At 66.3% G+C, this 19947-nt stretch carries 15 protein-coding genes; 10 read left to right on the top strand and 5 right to left on the bottom strand.

Going from position 1 to position 19947, the window contains the following annotated elements; genetic code table 11:
• Window positions 1-2: 2 nt before the first annotated feature.
• Window positions 3-296 (bottom strand): type VII secretion target, encoded by a 294-nt coding sequence (locus QQ25_RS25495; RefSeq protein ID WP_131546227.1) that lies wholly within the window; start codon window positions 294-296, stop codon window positions 3-5.
• Window positions 297-399: 103 nt separating this feature from the next.
• Between QQ25_RS25495 and QQ25_RS25490 the strand changes: the two genes are divergently transcribed.
• Window positions 400-1926 carry an acetyl-CoA acetyltransferase gene (locus QQ25_RS25490; protein ID WP_039381873.1) on the top strand — a complete coding sequence of 509 codons (1527 nt, stop codon included), beginning with the start codon at window positions 400-402 and terminating at the stop codon, window positions 1924-1926.
• 107 nt (window positions 1927-2033) lie between these two features.
• Here QQ25_RS25490 and QQ25_RS25485 read toward each other — a convergent pair whose 3' ends face one another.
• The gene (locus tag QQ25_RS25485) at window positions 2034-2882 is read right to left on the bottom strand and encodes an LLM class F420-dependent oxidoreductase (protein WP_039381871.1); all 849 of its coding nucleotides are present in this window, start codon (window positions 2880-2882) and stop codon (window positions 2034-2036) included.
• A 129-nt stretch (window positions 2883-3011) separates the two neighbouring features.
• Here QQ25_RS25485 and sfnG point away from each other — a divergent pair, with 129 nt between their 5' ends.
• From sfnG to purH, 5 genes are all read left to right on the top strand, one after another.
• Window positions 3012-4142 (top strand): dimethylsulfone monooxygenase SfnG, encoded by a 1131-nt coding sequence (sfnG, locus tag QQ25_RS25480; RefSeq protein WP_039381869.1) that lies wholly within the window; start codon window positions 3012-3014, stop codon window positions 4140-4142.
• Window positions 4143-4276: 134 nt separating this feature from the next.
• Window positions 4277-5119, top strand: coding sequence for a DUF5336 domain-containing protein (locus QQ25_RS25475; RefSeq protein WP_039381867.1), 843 nt, complete (start codon window positions 4277-4279; stop codon window positions 5117-5119).
• 60 nt (window positions 5120-5179) lie between these two features.
• Entirely contained in the window at window positions 5180-6685 is a 1506-nt protein-coding gene (locus QQ25_RS25470) for a cell division protein PerM (RefSeq protein WP_039381866.1), read from the top strand.
• A gap of 10 nt (window positions 6686-6695) precedes the next feature.
• Window positions 6696-7325 (top strand): phosphoribosylglycinamide formyltransferase, encoded by a 630-nt coding sequence (purN, locus tag QQ25_RS25465; protein WP_039381864.1) that lies wholly within the window; start codon window positions 6696-6698, stop codon window positions 7323-7325.
• Window positions 7322-8884, top strand: a complete 1563-nt coding sequence (gene purH, locus QQ25_RS25460) for a bifunctional phosphoribosylaminoimidazolecarboxamide formyltransferase/IMP cyclohydrolase (protein WP_039381863.1) — start codon at window positions 7322-7324, stop codon at window positions 8882-8884. Before purN ends, purH begins: the two co-directional genes overlap by 4 nt.
• 145 nt (window positions 8885-9029) lie before the next feature.
• Here the strand turns inward: purH and QQ25_RS25455 are convergent, their stop codons facing one another.
• From QQ25_RS25455 to QQ25_RS25445, 3 genes are all read right to left on the bottom strand, one after another.
• The gene (locus QQ25_RS25455; protein ID WP_039381862.1) at window positions 9030-9896 is read right to left on the bottom strand and encodes a type IV toxin-antitoxin system AbiEi family antitoxin; all 867 of its coding nucleotides are present in this window, start codon (window positions 9894-9896) and stop codon (window positions 9030-9032) included.
• A 260-nt stretch (window positions 9897-10156) separates the two neighbouring features.
• Window positions 10157-11170 (bottom strand): alpha/beta hydrolase, encoded by a 1014-nt coding sequence (locus tag QQ25_RS25450; protein ID WP_039381860.1) that lies wholly within the window; start codon window positions 11168-11170, stop codon window positions 10157-10159.
• A 49-nt stretch (window positions 11171-11219) separates the two neighbouring features.
• Window positions 11220-13106 (bottom strand): LpqN/LpqT family lipoprotein, encoded by a 1887-nt coding sequence (locus QQ25_RS25445; RefSeq protein WP_039381858.1) that lies wholly within the window; start codon window positions 13104-13106, stop codon window positions 11220-11222.
• A 157-nt stretch (window positions 13107-13263) separates the two neighbouring features.
• Between QQ25_RS25445 and QQ25_RS25440 the strand changes: the two genes are divergently transcribed.
• From QQ25_RS25440 to QQ25_RS25425, 4 genes are all read left to right on the top strand, one after another.
• Window positions 13264-14679, top strand: a complete 1416-nt coding sequence (locus QQ25_RS25440; protein ID WP_407661824.1) for a sigma 54-interacting transcriptional regulator — start codon at window positions 13264-13266, stop codon at window positions 14677-14679.
• A gap of 50 nt (window positions 14680-14729) precedes the next feature.
• Complete coding sequence (locus QQ25_RS25435) at window positions 14730-16721, top strand: vWA domain-containing protein (protein ID WP_039324670.1); 1992 nt, start codon at window positions 14730-14732, stop codon at window positions 16719-16721.
• A 48-nt stretch (window positions 16722-16769) separates the two neighbouring features.
• The gene (locus tag QQ25_RS25430) at window positions 16770-17447 is read left to right on the top strand and encodes a hypothetical protein (RefSeq protein ID WP_039324667.1); all 678 of its coding nucleotides are present in this window, start codon (window positions 16770-16772) and stop codon (window positions 17445-17447) included.
• Between the two features lie 656 nt (window positions 17448-18103).
• Window positions 18104-19567, top strand: a complete 1464-nt coding sequence (locus QQ25_RS25425; protein ID WP_052236075.1) for a hypothetical protein — start codon at window positions 18104-18106, stop codon at window positions 19565-19567.
• The last annotated feature ends 380 nt before the right edge of the window (window positions 19568-19947 follow it).

The following is a 19947-nucleotide window of genomic DNA, read 5'->3' as shown; positions in this document are numbered from 1 at the left end:
TCCTACTTCGGCGGGTTCATCGAGTTGATTACGGCTCGAGCGCTGGCCGAGTCGGTCGCGTCGTAATAGCGCGCGGCTTGGGCGATGTTGTCGGCGAAGTTGAGCAGGTTGGCCGAGCATTCGCTCATCACGTGATTGGTGGCCGCGGTGACGGCAACCGTGGCCTTGGCTGAGGGCTGGTTGGCCGGAGGCTGCCATTCGTGAGTGAGTGAATCTCCGAGTTCGTCGCTGATCGCGGCCAACTCTCGGGCAGCCCCTTTCAGCGCCGCGGTATCGACTCTCAACGGCTGCGTCACCCGTCCACCCTAATGCCCCTGATAAGGCCAGATGGGCACCGATTTCACTCTCGAAACGCCAATCGGTTAGCCTCGCGAATTAACACCCGTCAAGGAGATTGTCATGGTCGATCCGCGCACCCCCGTCCTCGTCGGCGTCGGACAGTTCACCGAACGCATCGATCTCGACGGCTACCGCGGGATGTCCTCGGTCGAGCTGGCCACCGAGGCGGCCAAGGCAGCTCTGCACGATTGCGGAGCCGACGCTGCCGCCGTGGCGCAAGCCATCGACACCGTGGCGGGTACCCGGCAGTTCGAGATCTCCGGCCCGCAGACGCCAAGCCTGGGCATATCCAACAACTATCCCCGCTCGGTGGCGCGCAACGTCGGTGCTGAGCCGGCCCGCGCCATCCTCGAGGTGATCGGCGGCCAGAGCCCGCAACATCTGGTGACGGAGTTCTCCGCTGCGATCGCCGCGGGCGAGGCCGACGTGGTGCTGCTGTTCGGCTCGGAGAACACCTCGACGCTGCGCCACTTCTCCAAGCGCGACGACAAGCCCGATCACTCCGAGACCATCGAGGGTCAGTTGGAGGACCGTGGCTTCGGTTACGACGGCATCTTCGACGAGTACACGGTCAAGCACGGTTTGATCGGCGCCCCGGTGCAGTACGGCCTGCTGGAGAATGCGCGACGCGCCCGGCTCGGGCTGTCGGTGGCCGACTACCGGCAGGCGATGGCCGAGCTGTTCGCACCGTTCTCCAAGGTGGCCGCGAAGAACCCGTATTCGTCTGCCCCGGTGGAGCGTTCAGCCGAGGAGCTGGCCACCGTCACCGAGAGCAACCGGATGATCTGCGACCCGTACCCGCGCATGATGGTGGCCCGCGATCAGGTTAACCAAGGCGCTGCGGTGTTGCTGATGTCGGTGGAGACGGCACGGAAACTCGGTGTGCCGGAGGAGAAGTGGGTCTACCTCCGCGGGCACGCCGACATGAAGGAAATCAAGCTGTTGGAGCGCACCGAACTCGGCTACAGCGACGCCGCGGTGATCGCGGTGAACGAAGCTCTTCGGGTCGCGGGCATCACCCTCGACGATGTCGCGGCGTTCGACCTCTACAGCTGCTTCCCCTTCCCGGTGTTCAACATCTGTGACGGCACCGGCTTGGCGCCCGACGACGAGCGCGGCCTGACGCTCACGGGTGGCCTGCCCTTCTTCGGCGGCCCGGGCAACAACTACTCCATGCACGGCATTGCCGAGGCTGTGAATGAAATGCGCGACAAGCCGGGGCGATTCGCGCTTGTCGGTGGCAATGGCGGTATCGCGAGCAAGTACTCGGTCGGTATCTACAGCACCGAGCCTGCCGATTGGGTGGCCGACGGCTGCGCCGCTCTGCAGGAGGAATTCAACACGCAAGACCGCGTGGTGATCACCGAAAAGGCCGACGGGCCGGCCACTATCGAGACCTACACCGTCCGCTATGACTGGACGCCGCGCACCGGCATCATCATCGGGCGCCTGGATTCCGACGGCAGCCGGTTCCTGGCGACCACTACCGACGAGGCGCTGGTGGACTTGCTCTCCGACGGTGAGCCGCTGGGCGCGTCGACCATCGTGAAATCCGGGGAGAAGCGGAACACCGCGACGCTGGCGTAGAAACGCCAGTCTTGACCGCCAGATCTACACCAGGGTCGTTCCCCTCGAACTTTACGACCCTGGTGTCGATCTCGGCGAGACGGCGCCAACTAGACGCCGACCCAGAACTAGACGAGCGAGGCGAGCTTGCCCGCCAACCGCTCGACGTAACCGGCCACCTCGGCCTCTGACTTGTCGGGCAGCCCGAACAACACCTCGGTGACACCCAGCTCACGCCAGTGCGCAAGCTTCTCGGGGTCCGGCTTGAAGTCGAGCGCCACGATCTGGGGTGCGCCGGAGCGCCCGGCGGCGGCCCAGGTGTCCTGCAGCAGCTTGATCGGCTCGTCGATGTTGAAGTCGCGCGGAGTGGTGATCCAGCCGTCGGCCGACTTGGCGATCCATTTGAAGTTCTTCTCGTTGCCGGCCGCACCGACCAGCACCGGGATGTGTGACTGCACGGGCTTGGGCCAGGCCCACGACGGCCCGAAGTTCACGAATTCGCCTTCGTAGGAGGCTTCTTCCTCGGTCCACAGCGCCCGCATGGCTTCCAGGTATTCGCGCAGCATGGTGCGGCGGCGGCCCGGGGGAACCTTGTGGTCGGCGAGTTCGTCGGTGTTCCAACCGAATCCGACACCCAACGACACGCGACCGCCGGACAGGTGGTCCAGGGTGGCGATGGACTTGGCCAGGGTGATCGGGTCGTGCTCGACGGGCAACGCGACGGCCGTCGACAGCCGCACCCGCGAGGTCACCGCGCAGGCGGTGCCCAGCGACACCCATGGATCGAGGGTGCGCATGTAGCGATCGTCGGGCAGGGATTCGTCACCGGTGGTGGGGTGAGCGGCCTCCCGCTTGATGGGGATATGGGTGTGCTCGGGCACGTAGAACGTCGTGAAGCCGTGATCGTCGGCAAGTTTGGCGGCCTTGGCCGGGGCGATGCCGCGGTCACTGGTGAAGAGAACGAGCCCATAGTCCATGCCCAGAATTAGAACGTGTTTCAGTCCGAGTAGCAAGACGGTCCGTCTCGTTGGGTCGCCGAAATCGAGAAAACTTCACCGCGAGCGATACCCGCGACGGGTGCCCACACGTTTGCTGGGATCCTCGACATGACGACTGAACGCATCGCCGACCACGTCAAGTTCGCCTACTGGGTGCCCAACGTCAGCGGCGGCCTGGTCACCAGCGTTATCGAGCAGCGCACCGACTGGAACTACGAGTACAACAAGAAGCTGGCCCAGACCGCGGAGAACAACGGCTTCGAGTATGCGCTCAGTCAGGTTCGCTATGAGGCCAGCTACGGCGCGGAGTACCAGCATGAGTCCACCAGCTTCAGCCTCGCGCTGTTGCTGGCAACCCAGAAACTCAAGGTCATCGCCGCAGTGCACCCTGGCCTGTGGCAGCCGGCGGTGCTGGCCAAGCTGGGTGCCACCGCCGACCACCTCAGCAACGGCCGTTTCGCCGTCAACGTGGTCTCGGGCTGGTTCAAGGACGAGTTCACCCACCTGGGCGAACCGTGGCTCGAACACGACGAGCGCTACCGCCGTAGTGCGGAGTTCCTGCAGGTTCTACGCAAAATCTGGACCGAGGACGACGTGGATTTCCGCGGCGACTTCTATCGCATCCACGATTTCACCCTCAAGCCCAAGCCCCTCAACACCGCCGAGCGACCCAACCCCGAGCTCTTCCAGGGCGGCAACTCCACCGCCGCGCGGCGCAACGGCGGTCGTTACGCGGACTGGTACTTCTCGAACGGCAAAGACTTCGAGGGCATCACCGAGCAGGTTGTCGAGGTCCGCGACCATGCCCGCGACGCGGGCCGTGAGGTGAAGGTCGGCCTGAACGGCTTCATCATCGCCCGGGACACAGAGAAAGAGGCGAAAGAGACGCTGCGCGAAATCATCGCCAAGGCCAACAAGCCCGCTGTCGAAGGCTTCCGCGGTGCGGTGCAGCAGGCCGGCAACTCCACCGGTGACAAGAAGGGCATGTGGGCCGATTCCAGCTTTGAGGACCTGGTGCAGTACAACGACGGCTTCCGCACGCAGTTGATCGGCACGCCCGAGCAGATCGCCGAACGCATTGCCGCATATCGCAAACGTGGCGTGGACCTCATCCTCGGCGGATTCCTGCATTTCCAAGAGGAAATCGAGTACTTCGGCGCCAACGTTCTGCCGCTGGTCCGTGAAATCGAGTCCAACGAAACAGATTCCGCCGACACGCCCGTCCTGGTATCGGCTTGAGACCGCGCTGACACCACGCACGCACGCCCAGCACCCAGCTGGGTGCGCTAGCGTGGAAGCTCGAATCGCTCACGTGGTCGGTATTCATGCCTGCGTGAACACACGTCGCGAAGCTCGATAGCACAGGAGAGGTCATGACCTACCCGCCCAGTAACCCCGGATACCCGCCGCAGCCGGGTTCGCAGTTCGACGCAACCCAGCAGTTCGCCAAGGCTGTACCCGCTCCTGCGCCCGCCGCTCCGGCCAATGCCGCACCTGGTGAGAACAAGTTGCCCGAGATCCTGCTGGCCGTTGTGGCCGTTGCGGGTCTGCTCACCTACTTCGTCAGCTTCGCCCTCGAGCTTCAGGTCGTCCTCGGAACCCTGATCGTGCCGCTGGCCCTGGTGGCCGGACTCTTGGCCGGGGTGAGCCTGCTGCCCAAGCAGAAGAACCGCGGCGCCGTGGCGTCCGTCCTTGCCACCCTGGCGTTCCTGCTCTCGATCACGCTCCTGGTGGCGGCCGGCAGCGATGCCGACTGGACGCTGTACGCGCTTCTGGTGCTGACCCTGATCGAGGCCGGCGCCGCCATCACGGCGCTGCTGTTCGATGCCGGCGTCATCACGCCTCCGGCGCCCAAGCCGCAGTTCGACCAGCAGCCGCAGTACGGCCAGTACGGTGGCCCGTCGCAGTACTACGGTCAGCAGCACCAGCCGCAGCAGGGCGGCCAGCCCTACCAGCAGGCTCAGCCGCAGCGTCCCGGATTCCCGTCGCAGTACGGCGGGTACTCGGGTTCGTCGAACACCGGCGGGTTCCCCGTTCAGTCGCCTCAGGGCCAGCAGGGCCAGCAGCCGAGCGGCCCGCCGACCCCTCCGACCGGCTACCCCACCTACGGCCAGCCGCAGCAGCAGTCGGGCTCGTCGGCGCCCACCAGCGCCGTCCCGGCACAGCCGCAGGCACAGCAGTCGCCTTCACAGCAATCTGGCCCCTCGTCGTCGTAAGCTGATCGGCGCGTGCGCTTCCCGCGCACGCGCCGATCATTGCGAGGAGCAGCCCAGCAAGTGAGTAACCGGCCAGTCGGCACCCGCCAGGCGCGTGAGTTGCTCCGGGTCGCCTTCGGGCCGTCCGTCGTAGCGCTGGTGGTCATCGCCGCCGTTGTGCTGTTGCAACTGCTCATCGCCAACAGCGACATGACGGGCGCGTTCGGTGCGACCGCCAGCATGTGGCTGGGCGTGCATCAGGTGCCGGTGTCGATCGGCGGCCGTGAACTCGGGGTGATGCCCCTGCTGCCGGTCTTGGCGATGATCTGGGGTACCGCGCGTACGACGGCTGCGGCCACTGCCCCCAATTCCTCCTGGTTCGTCACCCGCTGGGTCATCGCCTCAGCGTTGGGTGGGCCGATTCTGATCGCGGCCATCCTGCTGGCCGTCATCCATGACGCGGCATCGGTGATCAGCGAACTGCAAACCCCCAGCGCCCTGCGCGCGTTCTGCAGCGTGCTGATCGTGCACGCTATCGGCGCATTGATCGGCGTGGGCTCGAAGGTCGGGCAGCGCACGCTCGCCGCCTCGCCGCTGCCGGGCTGGCTGCCCGAGGCGTTCCGTGCCGCGACCGCCGGTGTGTTGGCCCTGTTCGGTCTTTCCGGGGCGGTGACGGCCGTGTCGCTGGTGGTGCACTGGGGCACGATGCACGACCTGTTCGCGATCACCGACAGCCTGTTCGGCCAGCTCAGCTTGACCCTGCTGTCGATCCTCTACATCCCCAACGTGATCGTGGGCGCCTCGGCCATCGCAGTCGGATCCAGCGCCCATGTCGGGCTGGCCGCCTTCAGTTCGTTCACCGTGTTCGGCGGCGACATCCCCGCGGTGCCGGTGCTGGCCGCGGTGCCCACGCCGCCGTTGGGCCCCATCTGGGTGGCGCTGCTGATCGTGGGCGCAGCCTCGGCGGTGGCGTTGGGCCAGCAGTGCGCGCGGCGTCCGCTGCCGATCGGGGCGGCGACGGGCAAGTTGCTGGTGGCGTCGGTTTCGGCGGCGCTGACGATGGCTTTGCTCGGCTACGCCGGTGGCGGCCGGTTGGGCAATTTCGGCGACGTCGGAGTGGATCAGTCGACGTTCGCGCCTGCGGTGTTCCTCTGGTTCGCCGGGATCGGCGGGCTGACCATGGCGATGTCCGGTGGCCTCACCCGCAAGCCCCGCCCTGTTGTCGTGCCCAAACCCGAACCCGAACCCGAAGCCCAGCCTGAACCCGAGGATGAGGCGGAGTACGTCGAGTTCGAAGACGAGGGCGATCCCGAACCCGAGCCCGAACCTGACCAACCGCTGGTGTCATGGTCGGCCGGGGAACCGACCGCGAACGAGCCTGTCGAAGCGGAAGCCGTGCCGGGCGAATCCGACGACTACTACGACGACTACGACTACGACTACGACGGCGACGTGCAGGAAACCGTCTACGAACCCCGCCCCCCGCGCTATGAAGACCTCGATGACGATCCCGAGGAGCACTTCATCGTCGACGACATGCCCGACGACCCAGTGACCGGCGATCAGTCGCGCCGTGCGGGCGACTAGGCTGCTGCGCGTGCAGCAACCGTTACATGTGCCTCCGAGTGCACCGGCACGGCTGGTAGTGCTGGCTTCGGGGACAGGGTCGTTGCTCGCCTCGCTACTGGCCGCCGCCGCCGACGACTATCCGGCACGGGTCGTCGCGGTCGGAACCGACCGCAAGTGTGCCGCGGTGGACATCGCGGCAGCGGCAGGGGTGCCGTCCTACACCGTGCGACTGGGCGACTATTCGGACCGCGACGCCTGGGATGCCGCGCTCACCGCGGCCACCGCCGAACACCAACCGGACCTGGTGGTCTCGGCCGGGTTCATGAAAATTCTCGGCGGCCAATTCCTTTCCCGTTTTCCCGGCCGCGTGGTCAACACCCATCCGGCGTTGCTGCCCGCTTTCCCCGGTGCGCACGCGGTGCCCGAGGCGCTGGCCTATGGCGTGCGGGTGACGGGTTGCACGGTGCATCTCGTGGACTCCGGTATGGATACCGGGCCGATTCTGGCCCAGCAGGCCGTCGAGGTGCTCGATGATGACACTGAAGAGACTTTGCATGAGCGCATCAAGGTGGTCGAACGTCGACTGCTCGTGGATGTGTTGGCCGCGCTGGCAATCCGCGGCGTGACCTGGACTGGACGAAAGGCGACCATAGGGTGAGCGAGAAGAAACCGATCCGGCGAGCGCTGATCAGTGTCTATGACAAGACCGGCCTGGCCGATCTGGCCCGCGGCCTGCATGAGGCAGGCGTAGCCATCGTCTCCACCGGGTCGACCGCCAAAACCATTGCCGCTGCCGGTGTTCCGGTCACCCCGGTGGAAGAGGTGACGGGTTTTCCCGAGGTGCTCGACGGCCGGGTCAAGACGCTGCACCCACGCGTGCACGCCGGTCTGCTGGCCGATACCCGCAAGGCCGAACACGTTGCTGCGCTGCAAGAACTCGAGGTCGAGGCATTCGAACTCGTGGTGGTGAACCTGTACCCGTTCTCCGAGACCGTGGAGTCCGGGGCATCGGTGGACGAGTGCGTCGAGCAGATCGACATCGGCGGGCCGTCGATGGTGCGTGCGGCCGCCAAGAACCATCCGAGTGTGGCCGTGGTGGTGGATCCGCTCGGCTATGACGGGGTGCTGGCCGCGGTGCGGGCCGGCGGCTTCACGCTGGCCGAGCGGAAGATCCTGGCATCGTTGGCATTCCGGCACACCGCCGAGTACGACGTGGCGGTGGCCAGCTGGATGGGGTCGACGCTGGCGCCCGAAGAGCCCGCGCAGAAGCTGCCGCAGTGGTTCGGCGGCACCTGGCACCGCAGTGCCGTGCTGCGCTATGGCGAGAACCCGCATCAGCAGGCGGCGGTGTACCGCGACGACTCCGCATGGCCGGGGCTGGCCCAGGCCGAGCAGCTGCACGGCAAGGAAATGTCGTACAACAACTACACCGATGCCGATGCGGCGTGGCGGGCAGCGTTCGACCACGAAGAGATCTGCGTGGCGATCATCAAGCACGCCAACCCGTGCGGCATCGCGATCTCCTCGGAGTCGGTGGCTGATGCGCACCGCAAGGCGCACGAGTGCGATCCGCTGAGCGCGTTCGGTGGCGTCATCGCCTCCAACACCGAGGTCAGTGTCGAGATGGCCGAGACCGTCGCCGACATCTTCACCGAGGTCATCGTCGCCCCGGCGTACGAGCCCGGCGCCGTCGAGATCTTGGCCCGCAAGAAGAACATTCGCATCCTGGTGGCATCCGAGCCGCTGGTCGGCGGCGTCGAGCTGCGCCAGATCAGTGGCGGGGTGCTGCTGCAGCAGCGCGACGCGCTCGACGCAGCGGGTGACGATCCGGCGAACTGGACGCTGGCCACCGGTGAGCCGGCCGATCCGCAGACTCTGAGCGACCTGGCGTTCGCATGGCGGGCCTGCCGCGCGGTGAAGTCCAACGCGATCGTGATCGCCAAGGACGGCGCGACCGTGGGCGTCGGTATGGGGCAGGTGAATCGCGTCGACGCGGCGGGTCTTGCCGTGCAGCGTGCGGGTGATCGCGTGGCCGGCTCGGTCGGCGCCTCCGATGCGTTCTTCCCGTTCCCGGACGGCTTGGAGACTTTGACGAATGCCGGTGTCAAGGCGATCGTGCACCCCGGTGGATCGGTGCGTGACGCTGAGGTGACGGCGGCGGCCGAGGCTGCGGGGATCACGCTGTACCTCACCGGTGCTAGGCATTTCGCGCACTAGTTAATTTGCGCGGTTGTGCGGTGGTGGCGAGCGCCGTTTTCTACGCCTGGGCTGTGATCGTGCGGTTTGGCGACCCTGGGGTAGAAAACGGTGCACCGCTTATCGCGCGTGCCTGCACGGTTTCCACGCCTGGGTTGTGGCTGACTTAGGATCGCGACCCGGACGTAGGAAACGGTGAAGCCCCACGCCGGGCAAATGCCTCGCGGACCCTGTGCAGGATGAACGCCCTGCTGTGCTCGACCACGACGCGGATGTCGATCCATCCTTCGCGTTCGATCAGTTCATTGCGGCCGATGTCGTGCACGACACGCGAGCGGTCCGTGGCGTGGTGTTTACCTTCGTAGTCCAATCCGACCTTGACGTCGTCATAGCCCATGTCGATGAAGACCTTGGTGAAGCCGTCACTCACCGGGATCTGCGTCTGCGGGCGCCGGTAGCCCGCGTCGATGAGCAGTAGCCGCAGCCAGGTTTCCCGCGGAGACTGACCACCGGCGTCCATCAAATCGAGTGCTGTTCGGGCGCTTCGTATTCCACGTAGCCCGCGGTACCGCGCCGCCAGTTCCAGCACCCGCTCGGCGTCGACTCCTGTCGCGATGGCCAGCGCGTCGAGATGAGCAACCGCCTCGTCACGGGGAAGGAAGCGCGCGAGATCAAGCGCCGTGCGAAGCGGTGTGGTGACCGTGAAATCGCCGACCTGGCAGATCTCGTCGGGCCGGATGCGCTCCTCGCGCACGATCACACCGGGTCGGCGACGCCCGTGCTCGGTGATCAGTTCGATCGGGGCATCGTCATCGACCCATTGCGCGCCGTGCAGCGCGGCGGCGGCCCGGCCGGCGACGATTCCACGACGGCCGGTCCACAGCCATGCGGCCATGGTGTTGGCGCTCAGGTTTCGGACGGAGCCCTTCGGCAGGTAGACACGTGGGTGCGCCGAGGCGTACCGCCATCGCAGTTGGCCGCGGGTGAGGCTGCCCGCCGCGAGCGCTTCGGGTCCGATGAACGGGATATCCATGGGCACCGACGATCAGCGGCATCACCGACAGATTGGCGGCGCTCGGGCGCGCTTCTGCTGAGGTTGGGGATGAACCGTGCGCTGTGGATAGCGCTTGTCCCGCTGTGACTCAAGGGCTGCAGTGGCTCAGCCGCCGCAGTGGCTCACGGTCTCCTACCTGTGGGTCGTGGCGGTGCGCGACGGGCAGCCCTGGGGTGGAAATCGGCGCCCGGCGAGGCGCACCCGGCAAAACGGCGCCCGGCAAGGCCCAACTACGAGCCCTATGCGGTCGCCTCGTCCTCGACCTCCGCGGTCGCGTGCGCGATGAACGCCGTGATCTCCTCGACCGCGCGTCGGGCGTCGGGGTTGATGTCGAAACTCAGCTGGAACATGTGCATTGCCCTGTCCCACACCTGAACCCACGCCGGAACGCCGGCGGCCTGAAGTTTGTCGGCGAGGGCGAAGGCGTCGTTCAGGAGCATCTCGTGCGTGCCCACCTGGAGCAGGAACGGTCCGAGCCCGTGCAGGTCGGCCTCGGGCGGCATCACCGGCGTGGGCCTGGTGCCGTTGACCGTCGCGAACACGTCGTAGATGAACTTCACCGTCATGAACGGGAACATGACGTCCCGATGCTCCTGCAGCGCACGGTATTTCAGGTCCATGTCGGATGAGGTCAACGGTGAGAGCAGCACCTGACCGGCGGGCACCGGCAGCCCGGCGTCGCGCGCGGCCAGAGCGGTATCGGCGGCAAACAGTCCGCCGGCTGAATCACCGGCCAGGACAATACGATTGGGTGAAAACCCGAGCGACAGTGCCAGGCGGTAGCCGTCAAGGCCGTCGGCAACCGCGTCCTCGATGTCGGCCTGCGGGGCAAGCCGATAGCCGACGTTGAGCACGCGCGCACCGGTGCTGGCGGACAGCTTCGACACAAAGCGTCGGTGAGAATTCAGGCCGAGCGTGACCAACGCCGAGCCGTGCAGGTAGACGATCACCAGGTCGGAGTCGCGGGCCTCGGGGGCGATCACCCATTCGGCCGGGCAGTGGGGCAGCGCCACCGGCGTCACCTCGGTGCCGGGCAGTGGCTTGATGACCCGCAGGGGCCGGTCGATGATGTCGAGGCGCGCGCGCTGCATCAGGGCGGGGGCGACGCGGTTGATGCCCAGTCCGATCAGGGTCAGCAGACCCAGCAATGGGCGCATGAAGATCGCGGTGGCCCAGCCGAGTGCTCTGGACTGCAGAGATGCGGGACCGAAGTGCACGGTGGCCGGCCGGGTACGCCAATCAAGCGAATTCACGGTACCGAGGGTACTGGGTACCGCGCGTCCGCCCGACTCTGGCCCCGACTCAGGGCACAGTGATGGTGGCCTGAGCGTCGATCACCTTGTTGATGTCGGTCAGTGCCGCCTTGTCGCGCTCGGTGGCGTCGGCGTTGATCTGCAGCACGTAGACGTTGCCGGGGGCCTGGATCACCACGGTGGTCTGGCTGATGGCGCGGCGCTGGTCGCCCTTGGCGTAGGTGCCTGCCAGGTGGACCGTGGGGAATCCGCTGATGTTTCCGCGGGTCACCTCACCCGTCGGCTTGTAGCCGGCCAGATTCTGCAGCTCGCTCGGGGCGAATTCGAGCAACTTGTTGGGGTCGACGTCACCGACCAGCCTGGAGATCAGCGAGGTGACCGACGGCGGCTCGGGCGGGTTGATCTGGTCGTTGACGATGGCCGAGTAGGCCCAGCCCGGCGTGCGCGGGCCCGCGTCTATCCACCCCGGCGGGGTCGGCATGGTGAACACCGGTGCGCCCGGATCGCCCCGATGGACCGGTGTTTCGATGATGCCGGTCTGCTTGATGTAGTCGGCGATGGTGAAGGCATGCGCGGGCGGCTTGCGAGAGGACGTGGGCTCCGAACCGGCCGCATCCGTGGCTTCTGCTGCGGAGGTGGTCTCGCTCCCGCCTCCGCCGTTGTCGCCGCCGGAGCTGACCGCGAGGGTGATGCCGCCGACGAGCAGGATCGCCGCGCCGATCGCGCCCGCTACCAAGATCAGCTTGCGCCGGTTGTCCGACTTGTGGGGGATCGGGGTGTGCGGCAGTGGGGGCGGCCCGAAGTTGGTCTGTTGCGGCGGCCCGACCGGACCACCCGGCCCGACGGGACCACCGGGTCCACCCGGTCCGTGGGCCGGCATGCCGACCTGCGCGCCTCCGGCGACTGGTTTGCTGGAGGAGGTCTCGTTGCCCGTCCACGACGAGGTGAACACCGGCGGTTCCGCCGGTTGCAGGGGCCGCGGATTCGACGGCGAGGGCGGGGCGGGCGGCGGGCTCAACGGTTTCGGGATCACCAGCGGCGCCGTGGGCAGTGCCGGATCGACGACCGGCTGCGCGGTGTGCAGGTCAGCGGTGGTCCCGGCGGCCGCCTCGGCCAGCGCGACGGCGAAGTCATGGCACGTGGCGTACCGGTCTTTGGGGTCCTTGGACAGCGCCTTGGCCATAACCGAATCGAACACGGCCAGTTCAGGTTTCGTGTCCGCCAACTTGGGCGGTGGAGAGTTCAGGTGGTGGCTGATCACCACCGCCGGGTTGCTGTGCGCGAACGGAGGGGTGCCGGTGAACAAGCGGTAGGCGGTGGCGGCCAGTGAGTACTGGTCGGCCCGGCCGTCGAGTGGCTGACCCATCAGCTGCTCGGGCGCGGTGTAAGACATCGAGCCGACGGTGATGTTGGTCGAGGTGAGTCCGTTGACCTCGTCCGCGCGCCGCGCGATACCGAAGTCCGTCAGCATGATGCGCCGTTTGGAATTCTGTTTGCTGGTCAGCAGGATGTTCGCCGGCTTCACATCGCGGTGCAGGAGCTTGCGCTGGTGCGCGTAGTCCAGTGCGTCGCCGACGGCGGTGACCACCTCGACCACGTCTTCGGCCGGCATGCCCTTCGGGTACTGGTCATGCAGCAGCTTGGCGGCGTCGTGCCCGTCGACGAAATCCATCGAGATCCACAACCGGCCCTCGAACTCGCCGCGGTCGTGGACGCCGACGATGTGCGGATGCCACAGGGTGGCGGCCATGTCGGCCTCGCGGATGAACCGCTGGCGGAATTCGTTGTCCGAGCTGACACTGATGGGCAGCACTTTGAGGGCGTCCTCGCGGGGTAACCGCGGGTGGGACGCCAGATAGACCTCGCCCATGCCACCAGTGCCCACCAACCGCACGATGGTGAACCCTGCGAATTCCTGACCGCTAGCCAACGGCATGGAGCGCAGACTACCGGTCGCGACGCTCACGCAACGACTATGCCGGGGGACTTGCTCACACGTGCCGGGTGCTAGCTGGCCTGCGGCGGCGGGGCCGTCTCGACGCCCGAGTCTGGCGGGTGGCGATGTGCGCGCGGGTGTTCAGTCGTAGCGTGGAGTGGTGAGCCAACCCAAAAACGATGGTCGCCGGCCAGCCGGATCCGGCGATCTGCCCCGTACCGTCGGTGAGCTACGTGCCTCCGGCCATCGTGAGCGGGGCGTGAAAACCGAAATCCGGGAGAACCTGCTTTCCGCGCTGGCCGACCGGCGCGATGTTTGGCCAGGGATTCTCGGTTTCCAGGACACGGTGATTCCTCAGCTGGAGCGGGCGCTGATCGCCGGGCACGACGTGGTGCTGCTCGGTGAGCGCGGCCAGGGCAAGACGCGGCTGTTGCGGGCGTTGACCGGGCTGCTCGACGAGTGGACGCCGGTGATCGCCGGCTCGGAGCTGGGCGAGCACCCGTACAGCCCGATCACGCCGGAGTCGATCCGCCGGGCGGCCGATTCCGGCGACGACCTTCCGATCGAATGGCGTCACCGCAGTGAGCGGTACACCGAGAAGCTGGCCACCCCGGACACGAGCGTGGCCGACCTCGTCGGCGACATCGATCCGATCAAGGTGGCCGAGGGCCGCAGCCTGGGGGATCCGGAAACGATCGCCTACGGGCTGATTCCGCGGGCGCACCGGGGCATCGTGGCCGTCAACGAGCTGCCCGATCTGGCCGAGCGGATTCAGGTGTCGATGCTCAACGTGATGGAGGAGCGCGACATTCAGGTCCGCGGCTACACATTGCGGCTGCCGCTGGACGTGCTCGTGGTGGCCAGCGCCAATCCTGAGGACTACACCAACCGCGGCCGGATCATCACCCCGCTCAAGGACCGGTTCGGCGCCGAGATCCGCACGCACTACCCGCTGGAGATCGACGACGAGGTCGGGGTGATCCGCCAGGAGGCCCAATTGGCCGCCGAGGTTCCGGATTACCTGCTCGGCGTGCTGGCCCGGTTCGCCCGGAATCTGCGTGAATCGAGCTCGATCGACCAGCGTTCCGGTGTGTCGGCGCGCTTCGCGATCGCCGCTGCCGAGACGGTCGCGGCGTCGGCGCGGCACCGTTCGGCGATCCTGGGCGAGGACGACCCGGTGGCCCGGGTGGTCGACCTGGGGACCGTGATCGACGTGCTGCGCGGCAAATTGGAGTTCGAGACGGGCGAGGAGGGGCGCGAGCAGGCGGTGCTGGAGCACCTGCTGCGCCGTGCCACCGCCGACACCGCGCAGCGGCTGCTGGGCGGCATCGACGTCGCGCCCCTGGTGGCCGCGGTCGAGGAAGGCTCGCCGGTGACCACCGGTGAGCGGGTATCGGCCAAGGATGTCCTGGCCGCGCTACCCGATCTGGCTGTCGTGGACACGCTGGCATCCCGGTTGGGTGCCGTCTCGATCGGTGAGCGGGCAGCGGCCGTCGAATTGGCCCTGGAGGCCCTGTATCTGGCCAAGCGTGTGGACAAGGTGACGGGGGAGGGCGAGACGGTCTATGGCTAGCCGTGCGACGATCAAGCGGCGAGGTACGAGCCGCGTTGAGGAGTGCGGCCATGAAACCTGATCCCGGCCGGGGGCACGGGCACACCTCGCGGTATTCGCGGTACACCGGTGGCCCCGACCCGCTGGCACCACCGATCGATCTGCGCGACGCGCTCGAGCAGATCGGTCAGAACGTCATGGAGGGCAGCTCGCCGCGCCGTGCGCTGTCTGAGCTGATGCGTCGTGGCACCGAGGGCATGCGCGGCACTGACCGGCTGGCAGCGGAAGCCAACCGGAAGCGTCGGGAGTTGTTGCAGCGGCACAACCTCGACGGCACGCTGCAGGAGATCAAGAAGCTGCTCGACGAGGCCGTGCTGGCCGAGCGCAAGGAGTTGGCCCGCGCCCTCGACGATGACGCGCGGTTCGGCGAACTGCAGATGGAGGCACTCTCGCCGTCACCGGCCAAGGCCGTTCAGGAACTGGCTGACTACGACTGGCGTAGCCCCGAGGCGCGCCAGAAGTACGAGCAGATCAAGGATCTGCTGGGCCGCGAGATGCTGGATCAGCGTTTCGCCGGCATGAAGGAGGCGCTGGAGAACGCCACCGACGAGGACCGGCAGCGGGTCAACGAAATGCTCGACGACCTGAATGATCTGCTGGACAAGCATGCGAATGGACAGGACTCGCAACAAGATTTCCAGGAGTTCATGGACAAGCATCGCGAGTTCTTCCCGGAGGACCCGCAGAACATCGATGAGCTGCTGGACTCGTTGGCCAAGCGGGCCGCTGCCGCACAGCGGTTCCGCAACAGCCTGTCGGACGAGCAGCGTGCCGAGCTGGATTCCTTGGCACAGCAGGCTTTTGGTTCACCGTCGTTGATGAATGCGCTGGGTCGTCTCGATGCGCACTTGCAGGCCGCACGGCCGGGCGAGGATTGGACCGGTTCGGAGCGCTTCTCCGGTGGCGATCCACTGGGTATGGGAGAGGGTGCTCAGGCCCTGTCCGACATCGCCGAGTTGGAGCAGTTGGCGGACGCACTGTCGCAGAGCTATTCCGGGGCTTCGATGGACGACGTGGACCTTGAGGCGCTTGCCCGTCAGCTCGGTGATGACGCGGCGATCGATGCCCGCACCTTGTCCGAGCTGGAGAAGGCGCTGGTGAACCAGGGTTTCATCGACCGTGGCTCCGACGGCCAGTGGCGGCTGTCGCCCAAGGCCATGCGCCAGCTCGGCCAGACCGCGTTGCGTGATGTGGCGCAACAGCTTTCGGGTCGTCACGGTGAGCGGGACACTCGTCGGGCCGGCGCGGCCGGCGAGTTGACCGGGGCCACCCGCCCCTGGCAGTTCGGTGATACCGAGCCGTGGAACGTCACCCGCACGGTGACCAATGCGGTGCTGCGCCAGGCCGGCACGGGCACCGTCGAGCGGCCGATCCGGTTCGCGGTCGAGGACGTCGAGATCTCCGAGACCGAGACTCGCACCCAGGCTTGTGTGGCGCTGCTGGTCGACACCAGCTTCTCCATGGTGATGGAGAACCGTTGGCTGCCCATGAAGCGGACGGCGTTGGCCCTCAACCATCTGGTGAGCACCAGGTTCCGCTCAGATGAGTTGCAGATCATCGCCTTTGGCAGGTACGCGCGCACCGTGACGGCAGGTGAGCTGACCGGGCTCGAGGGGGTCTACGAGCAGGGCACCAATCTGCACCATGCGCTGGCCCTGGCGAGCCGGCATCTGCGTCGTCACCCCAACGCCCAACCCGTCGTGCTCGTGGTGACCGACGGCGAGCCCACCGCGCACCTGGAGGATTTCGGCGACGGGGCCGGTTCTGAAGTGTTCTTCGACTACCCGCCACACCCGCGCACCATCGCCCACACGGTGCGTGGGTTCGACGAGGTGGCCCGGCTGGGCGCACAGGTGACGATCTTCCGGCTGGGCACCGATCCCGGCCTGGCCCGATTCATCGACCAGGTGGCCCGCCGGGTGCAGGGCAGGGTGGTGGTTCCGGACCTCGACGGGCTGGGTGCGGCGGTGGTCGGCGACTACCTGCACTCGCGACGGCGCTAGTTTGTGTCGCGCCCGGCGCGAAGCGGGCTCGCGTAGTCTCTGTCTGCGATGGGGGACACGAAGCGTGGTGTGGCCGTTCTGGCGGCGGGACTGATTCTCAGCGGGTGCACGCAGACGACGGCGGGCACCGCGACGGCGGGGTTCGAACCGTCGGCGCACTCGGCGGGCTCGAACAACACGACGGCGCCCGCGTCGCCCGGATACAAGGCGCAGACGTGCGAGCAGCTGCATTCAGATCGCTGGATCGAGCTGCCGGTCACGGCCCCAGATGAGCCGAGGGTGCGCATCGCGCAGCCGCCGGGGTGGGACCCAGTGCCTGAGTTGGCAAAGGACGCAGTCAAATTGGTGCTCCGCAATGTGTCGCTCAGTGACGGCGTGACGAATCCGGCCGTCTCGGTGGCCACCGGGGATGCGACCGATGGCGAGAGGTCGCCCAGGGATCTGCTGAATGACAGCGTCGAGGGCTTCAAAGCCGGTGGCGGCCAGAACATCACCCAGGTGCCCGCGGAGATCTGTGGGTTTCCGGCGCTGATGGCCAACTACACGGTGCCGCCAGACGCCGGCGGCAAGACGATCTACGTGACCGGGGTGACGGTGATGGTGCCGCTGGGGTCGAGGGTGTGGAACGTGGTGGCGCTGGCGCAGAGCACCGCACCCGACAACAAGACCTACATGGCTGATGCCCAGGTGATGCTGGCCGGGTTGCGCATCGCCACGCCTCGCTGATCCAGATTTGGTGATGTTGGGGTTTGGCGTCGGCCGGCTTGTGCTCATTTGAACTGGGCTGAGAGGCGACGGCAAGAAGCAAACAGGCACGCAATTCCCGGCTGCATTTATGACTCCGTTATTTGATTGCATCGGCAATGAATTGAGCGCCGTCGCAGGCGGCTTCTCGGTGTGTCACCGGCCGGCGGTGCGGGCACAACGCTTCATCGATACAACTGTTGCGCCGAGCAACTGGAATTGCCCGGCCGGTGGTATTTCGATTCATTTCGGCGGCAGTCAATATCGGCGTCGCATTTTGTTCAACCCGTCGTGCTCGCCGCGCCAAGGCTGGGCCTGGCCGGGCAGGTGCCGGTCTACCTGGGAAGAGCCGGTGGGCAGCGTGGCGAAGGTCGAGTCTGCCTGAGCCGACGAGCCCCTCCTAATCGATTAGAAAAATTGCCGGTCTTGTAAATACCTTTTTGTGTCGCTACGTTCCGCCTGTCGCGTCGGGGCAGTCACGACCCAAGCGACTCGATTGCCTAATGATTATTGGTGTTATCGGTTGCGGGAGGACATATAGCCCCATAGCATTCTCAGGAGTTTCTAAGTCGCCGCTGAAGCATCGGTGCGGATTCTGGGAAACGGCCGTTTCGTCCTCTAGATAAGGGGCTCACCGCATGGCTGTACGTCCTCTCGTCACCACTGGTGCGGCACTCCTGAGCGCCGGCGCTCTCGTCGCCGCGACTCCGGCGCTGTTCGTTCCCCGGAGCGAGATCACTGTCGCCGCAACAGCCGCGCCGGCCAAGATGACGCAGGAGCAGGTCAATCTGCTCGCCCTCTCACTGCAGGGCGCCTGGCAATCGTTCACCCAGGGGTATGGCGGCTATTACGTTCCGGGCCAAGTACCCGCATCTGCCTACACCGACCAGGCCGGCACTCAACCTGCCGAATATGTAGAGAACGGCGTCGGCCTGCTGTACGACGCGGAAGGCAACCAGCTCTACCAAGAAAACGGAACTCCGGCGACCACCGGGGATCTCAGTCCAGACGGCGATCCCATCCAGTTCTACGACGCGGACGGCGAACCTGTCCTGGAGGACGACCCCGGCAACTGCACAGCCACCGGCGCCGTCTGCAAGGACGGGTTTACCGGGCTCGCGTACTACGTCAGCGACAACCTGCTGCCGCTCGGCCCCATCGACAACATCTTCTTCGAGGGCGGCTTCACCGAACTGGCCCACGTTGCCATCCGGACCGTCGCCGTGGCGATCGATGAGGCTGATCCCACCGGCCGGCTGGATCTGACCAAGCGTGTCGACGACTTCTTCGAAGGCGGCGCAACGCAACTCGTCGGCAATCTGCTTCTCGACAACCTGCCGCAGGACGGCTATGCCTACGGGCTCACCAACTCCTTCTTCTTCGGTTACGGCGCCAACACGGGTATCACTGCCGCGATCACCTACGTTGTCGATGCCATCGCGCAGGGCACTCCGACGCCTGAACCCAACTTCCTCAATCCGCTCGGGCCTGCTGAGGATCAGGTTCAGACCCTCGACTCGAGCGATGAGAACACCCTGATGCTCGCCAAGGGCACGACGCCGACGGAATCCACTCTCACGTCCACCGGTCTGCCGAACTTCAGCAAGCTCCTCAGCTTGCCGACGCCGAAAGGCGACGTCGAATCGCCGTGGAAGAAGCTCACGGAGAAGTTGGAGACTCCCGCCGAAGCCAACCCCGTCGAAGATCTTGACGCGACCGCACCGGACGTGGACGGCACCGAGAGCCCGGTGGAGGGCGGCACTGGAACCACGCCCCTGGGCTTCGAGCTCCCGAAGTTGGAAGTCCCGAAGTTCGAGGCCCCCAAGGCGCCTGAATTGAAGGTGCCTGAGCTGAAGCTCGACCCCGAGCCCACGAGCACCGTCAAGGTCAAAGAGAAAGAGATTGCGGCGGAAGAAGGTTCGGACGGCGCGAACGCGGGCGTCGACACCAAGACCGGCAACAAGGTCACGCCCCCGGTCCTCTTCGGCGACGGCAAGCCGAAGGGCGAGTCCAACGGCAGCAAGTTCCTGAAGAAGCTGGGCGAGGCGGTCAAGGACGCCACCGGCGCCGACAAGGAGTCGGAAGACGGCGGCGAGAAATAGCGTCCCGTACCTGAGCGTGGCCTCAGGGTTTTCTCAGGTTCTGACGGTGCCCGAAATGTTCGCTCGAGCCCGTGACCTGGTCTTATTGTCCCCGGCGTAAGTCGGCGCCCGTCCGCGCTTTCCCGGTGACGTTCATATTGGTGGCGGTTATTTGAATCAATGGGGCCGCAGTCCCTCTGGCGCCGAAAACAGCTCCGGCTTACACGTTGGTTTCTGGCGGCCCAGCGGACCGACGCCGCAGCGTCCGGACTCATGTGGGGGGGACCGAGCCGTATCGAGCTGAATGGCCGATGAATCGGCGGCGGCCTGCGGCGAGTGCCCATCCGCCTGACCTCCCGATTTGGGGAGAGTTGTGGTGTGGTCTGACCGAGTCGGATGAC

Source organism: Mycolicibacterium setense, assembly GCF_000805385.1.
GTDB classification, from domain to species: Bacteria; Actinomycetota; Actinomycetes; order Mycobacteriales; family Mycobacteriaceae; genus Mycobacterium; species Mycobacterium setense.
The sequence above is the reverse complement of the archived record's forward strand: the minus strand, read 5'-3'. Positions and strand labels throughout refer to the sequence as shown.